Annotated in this window: 3 protein-coding genes; all 3 read left to right on the forward strand. The window is 45.1% G+C overall.

Going from position 1 to position 16065, the window contains the following annotated elements; translation table 11 throughout:
• Window positions 1–250 precede the first annotated feature (250 nt).
• From rtxH to rtxA, 3 genes are read left to right on the forward strand one after another with little or no spacing between them, the layout of a single operon-like run.
• Window positions 251–595 (forward strand): protein RtxH, encoded by a 345-nt coding sequence (gene rtxH / locus DUN60_RS17580; RefSeq protein ID WP_004732223.1) that lies wholly within the window; start codon window positions 251–253, stop codon window positions 593–595.
• Between the two features lie 26 nt (window positions 596–621).
• Window positions 622–1083: an RTX toxin-activating lysine-acyltransferase RtxC gene (gene rtxC / locus DUN60_RS17585; RefSeq protein ID WP_102436863.1), complete on the forward strand. Its 462-nt coding sequence runs from the start codon at window positions 622–624 to the stop codon at window positions 1081–1083.
• A 21-nt stretch (window positions 1084–1104) separates the two neighbouring features.
• Window positions 1105–16047 (forward strand): MARTX multifunctional-autoprocessing repeats-in-toxin holotoxin RtxA, encoded by a 14943-nt coding sequence (gene rtxA / locus DUN60_RS17590; RefSeq protein WP_114634551.1) that lies wholly within the window; start codon window positions 1105–1107, stop codon window positions 16045–16047.
• Window positions 16048–16065 lie beyond the last annotated feature (18 nt).

The following is a 16065-nucleotide window of genomic DNA, read 5'->3' on the forward strand; positions in this document are numbered from 1 at the left end:
AAAACATGAAACATTTTTCTTGGAAAATGCATTGTTTATTTTTTTTATTATGATAATGAGATTTTTATGTTTTTCAATTAATAGAATATATACTCTAAAACAAAAATAAAAGTAAGTTGATTCAAATTTTTTTGAGGTGTAAAATTAATTTATAAAACGCAACTAATTCTTATTTTGTGTTTTTCTATTTTAATAATAGTTGTTTCCAAGGCTAATCAAGCCGTTGTATATAATTAATCGGGTTTAATTTATGACAGAAAAGTTTGTTCAAACAGTATCTAGTGTTAATTACAATAAAGGTGTTTTCTCTCTTTATTTCGTAGGTCAAGATCAAAACAATATGGCTAGCGGCGTAATGGCTGAAAATGATGGTGACCTCGAACTTAAACAAGTCGTTCATATGCCAGCTTCTGGTTTTATGTATATGGTCTCAATGGTTAAAAATATGCTCGAAGATCCTCGTATGTCGGCAGAATTTGACAAGCTAGTTGCAGCAGGTTTTTTACCTTCAGACGAGCCTAATGTTGAGCAGACTGAAGAAGTGCAGACAGAAGAAAAACCTGCGCCAAAGAAGAGAGCTTCTAAAGCTAAATAATAGCTGTATTCGGTGATATAGAGCCTATGTCTATTACACATCAATCAGCAAATCTTACCTTAGCTCAAATTAAAAATTTAATTGGTGGGGTGATGTTGTTAAGTCAGCATTCTCCTCTCCACAGCAGATACGTTGTTGCTGAATGGCAGCAGCGCATTATGCCGGCGTTTGAGCTAAACCAGTTTTGCTATTACGAAGATGAACAAGGTCGCCCAATTGCATTTTGTAATTGGGCGTTTTTGTCTGAGCAGAGTCGAGATGCACTGCTATCAGGGGATCGAGAAATCTCTTTATCTGACTGGAGGTCCGGTCAGCATATTTATATTCCAGAGATGATAGCGCCATTCGGGCATGGTCGAGAGGTCGTAAATGACCTTCGACGCCGTGTATTCCTTCCGTGGAAGGGGCAGAAAGTTTGCACTGTCCGCGGCAAGGTCGATGTTCAAAATGATCGCTGTATCAGAAAAGTACAGTGGTTTTCTATTTAACCCAAATTTAGAGTTTTTTTTATGGGAAAACCATTTTGGAGAAGTGTTGAATACTTCTTTACAGGGAACTATTCCGCCGATGAAGGTAACAACAACATTGTTGCTATCGGTTTTGGCGGCGAAATACATGCTCGTGGAGGTGATGATCACGTCACTGTCGGTTCCATTGGGGCGACGGTTTATACGGGTAGCGGAAATGATACGGTAGTAGGTGGTGCAGCATATCTAAGAGTAGAAGACTCTGTTGGCAACCTAAATGTAAAAGGTGCTGCCGGGTATGCGGACATTAACAAAAGTGGCGATGGGAACGTTTCATTCGCTGGCGCTGCTGGTGGAGTATCTATTGATCATCTAGGTAATCGCGGTGACGTAAATTATGGCGGTGTTGCTGCATATAATGGGATAACTCGTAAAGGTCTAAGTGGTAATGTGACGTTTGGTGGTGCTGGTGGCTATAACAGCCTTTGGCATGAAACAAATCAAGGTAATTTATCCTTTACTGGAGCTGGGGCCGGAAACAAACTTGACCGAACTTGGTTCAATAAATACCAGGGTTCTCGCGGTAATGTGACGTTTGATGGTGTTGGTGCTGCCAACAGTATTAGCTCACGAGTAGAAACGGGTAATATCACTTTCCGTGGTGCTGGTGCCGATAACCATCTCGTTCGAAAAGGTAAAGTCGGTGATATAACATTGCAGGGTGCGGGCGCATCAAACCGTATTGAACGTACGCGACAATCGGATGATGTCTATGTGGAAACACGTGGCAACATTCGTTTTGAAGGAGTTGGTGGATACAACAGTATCTATTCTGATGTGGCACACGGTGATATTCATTTCTCTGGAGGCGGGGCTTACAACAAGATTACCCGTAAAGGGTCTGGTAACGATTTCAAAGGCGAAGGGTTAGCCAATGCCAATGCCGATGAAATCGTGCTTACTAAGGCTGTAATGAGTGGCTCTTGGGTTGGTCAAAATCATCAAGTAACTGGCATCAGCTCATCTCGTGAACCTAATACTTACCTGTTTGCATTCGCAGACGATACTTATACAAAAATCAACAAAGTTCAGCTTCGTAACGATCCTCAAACTGGCTTGTTAGAGTACTACTCTACCGCTTGGTATAAAGCGGGTAATCACCTTGAGAACCTATCAGATCTAGATATCTCTTCTCAGGGAGGATTCAATGCTGTCAACATTAATGGCGCGTATACACTATCTGATCTCACGGTGGAACATCAACAGTCAGTAACCGTTCATGCTGTTGAGAAAGACCTGACTGAATATGAATGGGTTACATACGCAAACGGTGCCTTAATCGATGCTGAAGATGTTGTTTTGGCCGATGCAAAAATGGGTGGCCATGCTATTTCTACAAATGGCACAACAGTTGATGTTAAAGGTGTTAAGTCAAATCGTAAATCAAACACGTATGTATATGCGAAAGTGCTTGGCCCTTATACAAAAATTGTGGTGGTTGAATTAGCAAATGATTCAGAAACTGGCGAGTTAAAGTACCAGGCCCGCTCTTGGTACAAAGAAGGTAATTACACCGGAAATTTGGCCAATGAGGATATTTCGTCAGCAAATGGATATCACTCAATGGGTCGAGGTGGGTATTCGCTGAGTGATCTTCAGTACAGTGTAAATGCGGTAAGAAGTACAAGCGAAACGGTCGCAGATATTGACGAGTACAATGAACAAGCATTGATCAAACCTTCTACCGATACCGGTGAAAGCTCTGGGGATGTTCGTTTTAATGGCGTAGGTGGCGGTAACGTTATCAAGTCCAACGTTACCCGCGGCGATGTTCATTTTAATGGCGGAGGGATTGCTAACGTTATTCTTCATAGCTCTAAGTTTGGTGATACCGAATTTATTGGTGGCGGCGCGGCTAACGTTATTGTTAAAAGTGGCGATGAAGGCGATCTTACTTTCCGTGGTGCTGGCTTGGCTAACGTATTAGTCCATCAGAGCAAGCAAGGCAAAATGGATGTCTACGCAGGCGGTGCAGTCAATGTATTGGTTCGTATTGGTGATGGCGAATATTTAGCTCACTTACTTGCTTATGGCAATATTTCAGTTCACAAAGGTAACGGTAATAGTCGTTTGACTATGCTAGGCGGCTACAACACGCACACCCAAATTGGTTCTGGCAACGGGCTGTGGTTAGCGGTCGGTGGCTTTAATGTCATGACACAGGTTGGTAAGGGTGACATCGCATCTGTACTTGTCGGTGGCGCGAATGTCATGACTAAAGTGGGTGACGGTGACCTCACGGCAGGTATGCTTGGTGGTGCCAATATCATTACTCATATTAGCGGTGATGATACGGCCTCAAATACGACCGCAGTCGCACTTGGTGGTGCAAATATCCTAACCAAAAAAGGCAATGGCAATGCGCTTGCCGTTATGGGAGGAGGTGCTAACGTACTTACACATATTGGTGATGGCTCGACAACTGGCGTAATGGTTGGTGGGGCGAACATTCTAACCAAGGTGGGCGATGGTGATACCACTGGCATTATGTTGGGTATTGGTAACGTACTGACTCATGTCGGCGATGGCCAAACAATTGGCGTAATGGGTGCTGCGGGTAATATCTTCACCAAAGTAGGCGACGGCACTTCAATAGCCGCTATGATCGGCGTAGGCAATATCTTCACTCACGTTGGTGAAGGCAACGCGTGGGCGCTAATGGGTGGCCTAGGCAATGTATTTACCAAGGTTGGTCATGGTGATGCATTAGCGCTTATGGTCGCGGAAGCCAATGTCTTTACGCATATTGGTGACGGTACAACAGTCGCATTAATGGTGGCGAAAGGTAATATCGCAACCAAAGTGGGCAATGGTACTTCGATAGCCGCGATGGTAGGTAACGCAAATATATTCACTCAGGTGGGTAACGGCAGCACGTTTGCTGCAATGCTTGGCCAAGCCAATATCATGACTAAAGTGGGTAATGACCTAACTGCTGCATTAATGATCGGTAAAGCGAATATCTATACTCACGTTGGTGATGGCACAAGCTTAGGTTTATTTGCTGGCGAACTAAACGTGATGACGAAAGTGGGTAATGGAACAACCTTAGCCGCGATGTTTGGTAAAGCAAACATTATGACTCACGTAGGAGATGGTCTTACTGGCGTACTAGCCCTTGGTGAAGCGAATATCATAACGAAAGTCGGTGATGACTTCATGGGTGTTGTCGCAGCTGCGAAAGCAAACGTAGTGACCCATGTTGGTGATGCAACAACCGCAGCTGTGTTGGCGGGTAAAGGTAATATCTTAACCAAAGTTGGTGAAGGAACCACCGTTGGTTTACTGATATCAAAAGTGGGTAATGTCATGACCCATGTGGGTGATGGTACGACTATTGGTTTGGCGAAAGGTAAAGCTAACATCATCACAAAAGTGGGCGATGGATTAGGCGTTAACGTGGCCTGGGGACAAGCAAATATCTTCACTCACGTCGGTGACGGTGATCGATACAACTTCGCCAAAGGTGAAGCGAACATCATTACCAAAGTCGGTGATGGCCAAGAAGTTTCTGTGGTTCAAGGTAAGGCGAATGTCATTACTCACGTCGGTAATGGCGATGATTACACGGGAGCTTGGGGCAAAGCGAATATCATTACGAAAGTGGGTGATGGCCGTAATGTTGTTTTAGCGAAAGGTGAAGCGAACATCATTACTCAAGTGGGTGACGGAGATAGCTTCAACGCACTTTGGAGCAAGGGCAATATTGTCACTAAAGTCGGTGATGGTATGCAGGTCACGGCGGCGAAAGGTAAAGCTAACATTACGACAACCGTGGGTAATGGCCTGAGTGTAACGGCTGCCTATGGTGATGCGAATATCAACACCAAAATTGGTGACGGTATTTCAGTTAACGTTGCATGGGGCAAATATAACGTCAACACCAAAGTGGGTGACGGTCTCAATGTTGCGGTGATGAAAGGCAAAGCAAACGTGAATATTCACGTAGGTGATGGCTTAGGGATTAACGCTTCTTATGCCAGAAATAACGTTGCTATCAAAGTGGGTAACGGTGATTTCTATAGCCTAGCCGTCGCGTCAAGTAACACTAGCAGCAATAAGCTTTCCGCACTGTTTGATAATATTAAACAAACTCTTCTTGGAGTGGGTGGCAGCCAAGCGATTAATTACCTAGTTCAAGGTGATGAAGCTTCGTCATCAGGAATTCAGAAAGGGCGAGGTGCTATTTCAACGCCTGAAATCACGAAACTTGATGGTTTCGCTCTGGATGAAATCGAAGAAGTAGGTTCCGATCTAGGAGACGGGCTAAGTGGAAGCGTGACTAACATTGAAACGCCTGATCTCAGCAGCATGGAAAATGAACTCAACATCGAAGAGTCTTCAGATCAAGCGCAAGCACCTAACCTGATAGTTAATGGCGATTTTGAACAAGGTGGCGACGGTTGGGAATCTACTCATGGCGTAGAAGCATCATATTCAAGTAGCGCTTATGGCGTAAGTGGCGAAGGCCATGGTTTACGTGTAACAGAGCTAGATACTTATACTAATACAAGTCTTTCTCAAGATTTAACGGATTTAGCGGAAGGTGAGGTCATTGCGGTTAGCTTTGATTTTGCGAAGCGTGCAGGCATTTCAAGCAATGAAGGCATAGAGGTTCTCTGGAACGGTGATGTTGTATTTTCAACCTCTGGCGATGAAGCAGCTTGGCAACAAAAAACACTTAAGTTGACTGCAAATTCTGGCAGCAACCGAATAGAATTCAAAGGCACAGGCCATAATGATGGGTTGGGCTATGTTTTAGATAATGTGGTGGCGAAATCTGAAACGTCACACCAAGCTAATGCTGTTGCCGATAATGCGGAACAAAATCAAGCTGCAAAAAATGCAATGTCTGACAAAGAACGAGCGGAAGCCGATCGCCAGCGTTTAGAGCAAGAAAAGCAGAAACAACTTGAAGCTGTATCAGGTTCTCAGGCTCAATTAGAATCAACCGATCAAGAAGCATTAGAGAGTAATGGTCAAGCGCAGCGCGACGCTGTGAACGAAGAGTCTGAAGCGGTAACTAAAGATCTAACGGCAATGGCTCAAGGCCTTGATGTACTTGACAACAAAGCTGAGTATACGGGGGTGTCTGGTGATCATTGGCGCGATCGTTTTGCTGGTGGTCTTCTAAAGGATGTACAAACCCAATTAGACAATGCCAAAGATGTGTCTGGCGAACAGATCACTGCTGCGAAACAGACCCACGAAAGTAACCAAAAGAACGTCAACGATTCGGTGGCTAAATCAGAAGCAGGCGTTGCGAAAGGCGAAGAGAATCGCGCTAGTGCAGAGCAAGATATTGCGGACGCTAAAGCCGATGCTGATGTACGTAATGCAGAAGCGACCACGAAAACCGATGAAGCTAAACAAGCTGAATCGAATGCCAATAATTCAGCTAGAGACGCTGAAGAACGTGGTAATAGTGATGCGAGAAATGCTGAAAATAAAGCGAATCAAGCACAAGCAGACGCGAAAGGTTCTAAGCAAAACGAAAATGACCGCCCTGATCGTCAAGGTGCCTCTGGCAGCGGCTTATCTAATGAAAGTCACTCTATTCCGAGTGAAGAGACAACCAGTAGCGATGTCGATACGGTAAATCCACAGAGTGCCGACGGTCGATTCAGTGAAGGATTAACCGATCAAGAGCAAGAAGCGCTAGACGGTGCGGTTCAAGCCGTAAATCGACTACAAATCAATGCGGGTGTTCGTTCTAAAAACACCGGAAGTTCAATCACTTCTCTGTTCACTGAGAGCAATGCCGATAGCATCATTGTTGCAGATCGAGCGTCACAGGATGTAAACCGAAAAGATATTCGTATTTCAGGGGTGAACTTAGAAGGGTTAAGTGGTGGACAAGGAAATCAAGCAACGGGTCAACATAGTTCAAAAAGTGTTCCTGGGTTTCAAAGTCATTTTGCCTCGACATCAATTGGTATAGAAAACGAACTATCTGGTCTAGTTGTTGTTTTACCTAAGAATTCAGCACAGACGTTTGGGTATGTGCATGATTCACAGGGTAACCCATTGTTCATGTTAACCAAAGATATGAATCAAGGCGGTTATAGCAACCCAGCTCGTATTGCGGATATCAATGGGGTGAACAACTGGCAGACGCACACAATTGAATTGGTTACGTATCCGAGTGAAACCAGTGATACGACGGCGATTGAAAGTCGTAAAGAAGCAATGCTTTGGTTAGCGAAAGAGTTTACAGGCCATATCAACCAGTCAAACCACCAAAGCTTACCTCAATTGGTGAGTGATGATGGACACTTTACGCTGGTTATCTCGAATTCGAAGCACCTCATCGCGGCTGGTAACGGCACTGCAATTGAAGCTCAAGGGCAGACAATAGGGATGACCCCTAGTGGACAACAAGCCACTATGGGCATTAATGCGAAAGAATTTGGTTCAAGCTCGTCATTGGAAGTCAGACTTCTAGAATCGGCACCTTGGTACCAGTCGGGACTTAGAGATGAGTTTTTAGTTAACTCTAATGAGCACAAATTAGATGATCCGACGGCTGCGCAAAACGTGTATGCCTATCTCACATCGGTCTATTCAAAAACTGCAGATCTGGCCAAAGAGTACGGTATCTACATCAATGATTGGGATCCTGCATCGGAGGGTTTCTCTCCAAACGCTCAAGGGTTAACCGATCCGAAAGTAAAAAATGCTTGGGAGATTTTGCCAAGAACTAAGCCTGTCAAAATGCTGGAACTTCTTAGTGCAGATGATTCACGATACGTGAGACAACAAATCATTGGCAAGCTGAAAGGTTCATATTCAGAAAGCCTTGCTAAGAGTGTATTTGAATACTTCCAGTATGGCGGCGAAGTGGCAGGACATGGCATCAACAACGCTACGACAGGAAATGTGCAGCAGCCAGAGCCCGCTATCTTGTTTGAGTTCCGCAGTGTGCCGAACGTGTTAAGTGAATTTGTGCCTAAAACAGAATCCACGGCAAAAGTTGATGTTAAGGCACTCGATCATTTTGATTTTGCAAGCCGTAAAGTCATTATTGCTGAAGTGAACGCTTTGGTTAGTGGTAGTGATGATTTCGATACTTGGTATCAGGAGTATCGCGCAAGCAAAGGCCAACCCCCAGTTAAAAAGCCTAAATCCAGTGCTTCTGCGAATCACAAAGCCGAATGGTTAATGACGCAGCATGCTGATAAATGGGCAAAAATCACCGCGCCTTATATCGAAAGCAATGAGACGAGCACGTCAACACAAGCGAAGGTTGATACGGGCGAAGTGCTTAAAGGACTACAGGAAGACTTTAAACGTTATGGCGACGCGCTGAAACCGGATACTAGCGTGCCAGGAAAATCTAAAGACATTCGTACTACCAAAGATTTCCTAAATGGTTACAAAAACGACCATGCGAAGGATAGCGTTGACGGCTTCCACTCAGACATGAGCATCAAGCAACTGGTGGATCTGTTTGTTAAGGGTAGTTGGAGTGCAGAGCAAAAAGGTGCGCTTGCTTGGGAAATCGAAAGTCGTGCACTGAAAGTGACGTTCCAGAACAAGTCTGAGAAGTACAACCGACTGTTCCGTGAGATTGCCTCTGCTGGAGTGGTGGATGCGAAAGCCACCGAGCAACTTGCACCACAGTTAATGCTGATGAACCTATCGAACGACGGTTTTGGTGGACGCTGTGATCCACTTTCTAAACTTGTTCTGGTCGCAAAGCAGCTGGAAAACGATGGTCAAGCCGGCGTTGCAAGACAACTGCTGGAAAAGATGTACTCTGCGGCGGCGGTGCTGAGCAATCCAACGTTTTACTCAGACAGTGAAAAAGCCAATGCAAGTAAGTTGCTCAGCAGCTTGGCAGCTATCCATGCGAAGAATCCAATGCATGATACGTCGATTAAAGTATGGCAGGAAAAGCTGGAAGGGAAGCAAGCGCTTACTGTAAACGGTGTGGTTGAAAAGATCACCGATGTATCGGCTAACGGTAAACCTGTGTTGTTGGAACTTGATGCTCCGGGGCATGCGATGGCGGCTTGGGCAAAAGGCTCAGGTGACGACCGTGTTTACGGCTTCTATGATCCAAATGCTGGCATTGTTGAGTTCTCGTCAGCAGAGAAATTTGGTGCTTACCTAACGCGTTTCTTCGGTAAGTCCGATCTGAACATGGCTCAAAGCTACAAGCTGGGCAAAAACGATGTAGGTGAAGCGATCTTCAACCGCGTGGTGGTGATGGATGGCGACACGTTAGCGAGTTATAGGCCGACAATTGGTGATAAGACGACTATGCAGGGAATCCTTGATTTGCCTGTGTTTGATGCAACGCCAATCAGTAAACCGGAAGTTAGTGATATCTTATCAGGCAATGAGAAGCACAAAGAAAACGTAGCGATTGAAAATGATGGTACACCACCGCGCGACAAAGAGTCTGTTAGTCCGTTAACTCGTTTCCTAAACAATGAGTTGTTCGGAACTAAAGATGCTCGTCGTAAGGTTGGTGATATCACCCAAACATTGCTAGGGCTTGCTGTCGAAAAAGACGAGTCTCAAAAAGTGACTCTGAAAGGTGAAGCTGGTCGTTTGTCTGGATACTTCCATAAGGGAGCGAAAGCACCTGAAGGCGAAGAGAGTAAAGGAAACGGCAAAGTAGTGCTGTTCCTACACGGATCTGGTTCATCCTCAGAGGAGCAAGCGAGCGCGATTCGCAGTCATTATCAGAAACAAGGCATCGACATGCTCGCAGTCAATCTGCGTGGCTATGGTGAAAGCGATGGCGGAACAAGCGAAAAAGGCTTGTATCAAGACGCTCGCACCATGTTCAAGTATCTAGTGAATGACAAGGGTATTGACCCAAGTAACATCATCATTCACGGCTACTCAATGGGTGGTCCAATTGCTGCAGATTTAGCGCGTTATGCTGCACAAAATGGCCAAGCGGTTTCGGGCTTATTGCTTGACCGTCCTATGCCAAGTATGACCAAGGCCATTACAGCTCATGAAGTGGCGAATCCTGCGGGCATTGTAGGGGCCATCGCGAAAGCCGTTAACGGTCAATTCTCGGTAGAGAAGAACCTTAAAGGCTTGCCAAAAGAGACGCCAGTTCTGCTGCTGACAGACAACGAAGGTCTAGGCGGTGAAGGCGAGAAGCTGCGTGCCAAACTCGCGATTGCTGGCTACAACGTCACGGGTGAACAAACCTTCTATGGCCACGAAGCGAGCAACCGCTTGATGGGGCAATACGCCGATCAAATTGTCTCGGGTCTGTTCAATGCTGAGCAAGCGGCGGTAGAAGCGGGCGAAGTGCTTAAAGGGCTAGAGAAAGACTTTAAACGCTATGGCGATGCGCTGAAACCGGATACTAGCGTACCAGGAAAATCGAAAGATATTCGTACCACCAAAGATTTCCTAAATGGTTACAAAAACGACCATGCTAAGGACATCGTTGACGGCTTCCATTCAGATATGAGCATCAAGCAACTGGTCGATCTGTTTGTTAAAGGTAGCTGGAGTGCAGAGCAAAAAGGTGCGCTTGCTTGGGAAATCGAAAGTCGTGCACTGAAAGTGACGTTCCAGAACAAGTCTGAGAAGTATAACCGACTGTTCCGTGAGATTGCCTCTGCTGGAGTGGTGGATGCGAAAGCCACCGAGCAGCTCGCACCGCAGTTAATGCTGTTGAACCTATCGAACGACGGTTTTGGTGGACGCTGTGATCCTCTCTCTAAACTTGTTTTGGTTGCGAAACAGTTAGAAAGCGATGGTCAAACTGGCGTTGCAAGACAACTGCTGGAGAAAATGTATTCTGCGGCGGCGGTGCTGAGCAATCCAACGCTTTACTCCGACAGTGAAAAAGCCAATGCAAGCAAGTTGCTCAGCAGCTTGGCTGCGATTCATGCTAAGAACCCAATGCATGATACTTCTATGAAAGTATGGCAGGAAAAGCTGGAAGGGAAGCAAGCGCTGACCGTAAACGGTGTGGTTGAAAAGATCACCGATGTATCGGCTAACGGTAAACCTGTGTTGTTGGAACTTGATGCGCCGGGTCACGCGATGGCGGCTTGGGCAAAAGGCTCAGGAGAGGATCGTGTTTACGGTTTCTATGACCCAAATGCGGGCATCGTTGAGTTCTCGTCCGCAGAGAAATTTGGTGCCTACCTAACGCGTTTCTTCGGTAAGTCCGACCTGAACATGGCTCAAAGCTACAAGCTGGGTAAAAACGACGCAGGTGAGGCGATCTTCAACCGCGTGGTAGTGATGGATGGCGATACGTTGGCTACTTACAAGCCGACATTGGGTGACAAGACGACAATGCAGGGAATTCTTGATTTACCTGTGTTTGACGCAACGCTGATTAAAAAGCCTGTGGGTGACGTGACGAGTGACCTAGAAGCTCTAGGTAATAAGACCAAGATTTCAGTGGACTTGTCACAAGTCATGACCAAGGATGAGCTGAAGAAAGATGCCCAAGTGTTTGCGAAACCAATCGGAGAGTCTTACCAGAAGATCCTCGAACAGGTGGAACTATTGCATACATCTACAGGGTTAAAGCAGATTGAAGTTGCCTTGAATTTGAATAACCTTATTGATACTTACGTTGCTAAACATGAGACTTCAGGACGGAATTCTGCTTTGAAGCGCTTCCAAGAGCAACTATCAGAACGCTTGTACAATAATGGATCAATTGGAGCATTAAGAAGCGACATTGCTGATTTGGCTAAAACACGGCCTGATTTAGCGGCGACAGTTATTTCTAATATATTGATGGCGACCGATGATAAGACGCCAAAAGTGGATGTTAAGCAGCTTGATGATGGTACGAAATACGTCAGTGAAGAAAGCCTGAATGCTCTAATTGGACAAGAGGAACCGTTCAATAAGAATCGCTATAATCAAGAGTTACTTGATGGAAGGAAGGCTGGTGAAGAGGTTGTTGCCAACAGTAATTTAAATGATGCCGAAATTAAAGGTATCCAATGGTATACCAGTGAAGGCTACCAATATGTAAACGAATCACTGAGGAAGAACGAGAAACTTCAATACTTCGTGAAAGACAACTCTGTTGATGCTGTTAAAGGTATGAGCAAGCTAGACACGTTTGAAGGAACTGTTTACCGTGCGTTCATGCCAGGAGTAAGTTTAACGGAATTGGAGAGTCGTATTGCACCAGGGCAACTGATCGGAGAGAAAGGTTTCTGTTCTACATCGACTAGTGCAGAGCTGGCTAAAGACTTCCGTGGTGGGAAAGGGACAGTGATGCTAACGATTCTGGACGCGAAAGGTACCAATGTTGCCGGCCTTGCGCAATTGAATCAGGCAGAGGTTTTATTCAAACCGGGCTCCCATATACGTATAGAGGCGATCAAGAAGACCGATAAGAATCTGCATATTGTTGCCAAATATACGGAAGATTTTAGAGTCGGTGAAAGTGTACATAGCCTATTTGACGGGAATAAGATTGGTTTAGCTATCAATAAGAATACTTCCACGCTACATGACGGTGTGAAGTCTTCTTTCGACAGTGCCGATGTCGCCGATATTTTGACGCCGAAAAAAGTGGCGGATGAGCTTGATTTAGGTGATGGGCTAAGCCGTCGTAATGATGATATTCATAACAAAGACGTTAACAGTTGGGAACGCCTCGTAGTATCCCCTCAATCTGACGGCGGTGAAACGCGCTTTGGGGGTCAAATAATTATCCAAATGGAGAATGATTCTGCGGTTTCCAAAGCTGCTGAAAATCTAGCTGGCAAACATCCAGATAGCACTGTGGTTGTACAGCTTGATTCAGACGGCAATTATCGTGTGATTTACGGTGACCCATCTAAGCTACCTAAAGATAAGTTAGCTGGACAATTACGTTGGCAACTTGTTGGTCATGGTCGAGATGAATCTGAAAACAATAATACTCATTTAAGTGGTTACAGCGCAGATGAGTTAGCCGTGAAACTAGCAGCGTTTAATAAAGCGTTTAGTGAAGCTGAAAATGTGAAGGCTAAACCTGATCATATTAGTGTGGTCGGTTGTTCGCTAATCAGTGATGACAAACAAAATGGCTTCGGAAGACTTCTTATTCAATCGATGGGTGACAACGATATCCGTAGCGATGTTTCTGTCCGTAGCTCAGAAGTTGCTGTTGATTCGAATGGTCGTAAACATACCCATGACGAAAATGGTCATTGGGTACAAAAAGAGAAAAGTAACAAAGTGACACTTAGCTGGGATGAACAAGGCGAAGTGACCGAAAAACATGAGCGTATAAGAAATGGTATCGCAGAAGGAGACATCGATCTTTCTCGCGTAGGTACTAGCGACGTTGATGATACCGCTCGCGGCGCAATTGCTGAAAACAGTGATGTGTTTAATGCCCCAGAAAAACGTAAGAATGAGACTGAATCCTCTTCATCTAATAACAGCAGTAATAAGCTCAGCTACTCTGGCAATATTCAAGTCAATGTTGGTGATGGTGAGTTTACCGCGGTTAACTGGGGTACTTCGAACGTTGGCATTAAAGTCGGTACAGGTGGCTTTAAATCTCTAGCTTTTGGTGACAACAACGTGATGGTTCATGTCGGTGATGGGAAAAGTAAACACAGCTTTGATATTGGCGGCTATCAAGCTCTAGAAGGCGCACAGATGTTCATCGGTAATCGTAATGTGAGCTTCAATTTGGGGCAAAGCAACGATCTTATTGTGATGATGGATAAATCAATTCCTACGCCTCCTCTGGTTAATCCGTTTGACGGCGCCTCTCGAATCTCTGGTGTGTTAAAAAGCATAGCGAGTTCAGGTGAGGGTCAAGATTGGTTAGCCGCTCAAGAGCAACAGTGGACATTATCTGGGGCTAAAAAGTTCGTTAAAGACATGTCTGGATTAGATCAGAGTAGCAGTGTTGATTACACAAGCTTGGTTGACTTGGATTCTCAAAATGAACGCAGTAGCCGCGGCTTGAAAAATGACGCTGAAGCGACGTTAAACAAGCAATACAACCAGTGGTTAGGCGGAAGTGATCATTCTGACTCAAGTAAAATGAGTCGTGCAGATAAGTTCCGTCAAGCGAATGAGAAGCTAGCGTTTAACTTTGCTGTCGGTGGCCAAGGTGCTGATATTCAAGTGACGACGGGTAACTGGAACTTTATGTTCGGTGATAATATCCAGTCGATTCTTGATACCAATTTGGGTTCGTTGTTTGGTCTTATGACTCAACAATTTTCCACAACGGGGCAAGCTAAAACAACGTTTACTTACAGCCCCGAAGATCTTCCTCGTCAGTTAAAAAATAAGCTTCTAGGCCAACTTGCCGGCGTAGGTGCAGATACGACGCTAGGTGATATCTTCGGTGTGGATTACACAGCTGCAGGGCATATTGTGTCTCGTACTGGTGAATCAGTAGATGACGTCGCAATCCTAAAAGAAATGCTAGAAGTTGTTGGCGAGTTTAGTGGCGATCAATTACAAGCCTTCGTTGATCCTACTAAGTTGCTAGACAGCCTAGAGTCGGGCGTCAATATGGGTGCTGACGGCATTAAGACGTTCGCAGAAACGCACGGCTTGAAAGAAAAAGCGCCGGAAGAGGAAGAAGATAATTCATCCGTTTCTGTTAATGGCACTAATGTCGATGGATCTCAGAATAACGGCGATGCAATAACGACAGATAGTTCCGCTAAAGAAGATCGTGCATTTGGTTTTAATTCGCTAAACCTACCTAATTTGTTTGCGACCATTTTCAGTGAAAATAAGCAAACAGAAATGAAATCTCTGGTGGAAAACTTAAAAGAAAACCTGACGGCTGATCTACTGAATATGAAGGAGAAAACATTTGATTTCCTTCGTAATAGCGGTCACTTGCAAGGCGATGGAGACATCAACGTTTCTTTAGGCAATTACAACTTCAACTGGGGTGGTGATGGTAAAGATCTCGGCGCGTACCTAGGAGATAACAATAATTTCTGGGGTGGTCGAGGTGATGATGTCTACTATGCGACAGGAACATCTAATATCTTTACCGGCGGTGAAGGCAATGATATGGGTGTGCTAATGGGACGTGAAAATATGATGTTCGGTGGCGAAGGCAATGATACAGCCGTTGTTGCTGGACGAATCAATCACGTGTTCTTGGGCGCGGGTGATGATGAGTCGTTTGTCTTTGGTGAAGGTGGCGAAATTGACACTGGAACTGGCCGTGATTATGTCGTCACATCTGGCAACTATAACCGTGTTGATACAGGCGGCGACCAAGACTACTCAGTTACGATTGGTAATAATAACCAAGTTGAGTTGGGGGCTGGTAATGACTTCGCCAATGTCTTTGGCAATTACAACCGTATCAATGCTAGTGGCGGCAATGATGTTGTTAAGTTAATGGGTTATAACGCGGTGCTCAACGGTGGCGAAGGTGATGATCATCTAATTGCTGCTGCGCTTTCTAAGTTCAGCCAGTTCAATGGTGGCGAAGGAAGTGACGTGATGGTACTTGGTGGATTCCAAAATACCTTCAAGGGCGGCACTGGCGTAGATAGCTTTGTTGTAAGTGGTGACGTCATTGACAACCTCGTTGAAGACATTCGCAGCGAAGACAACATTGTTTTCAATGGGATTGACTGGCAGAAACTGTGGTTAGAACGCAGTGGCTATGACCTTAAATTGTCGATACTGCGCGATCCTGAAAGTGATACTGACCAAGCCAAGTTTGAACACATTGGTTCTGTAACTTTCAATGATTACTTCAATGGTAACCGTGCGCAAGTTGTTGTTGCGATGGGAGATCAAGGCACATCGCAAGATCATACTGTGTTGTCCAATAATGCAGTTGATGCATTGGTTCAAGCTATGAGTGGCTTTGAACCTCAGGTGGGTGACAATGGCTTTATCGATAACCTTGATAGTAAATCTCGCGTTGCGATTACAACAGCGTGGTCCGATGTATCTAAAGGGAACAGTGTTATCTCGTAGCAAATAATCTCTACTTTA

Source organism: Vibrio splendidus (genome assembly GCF_003345295.1).
GTDB lineage: Bacteria > Pseudomonadota > Gammaproteobacteria > Enterobacterales > Vibrionaceae > Vibrio > Vibrio splendidus_K.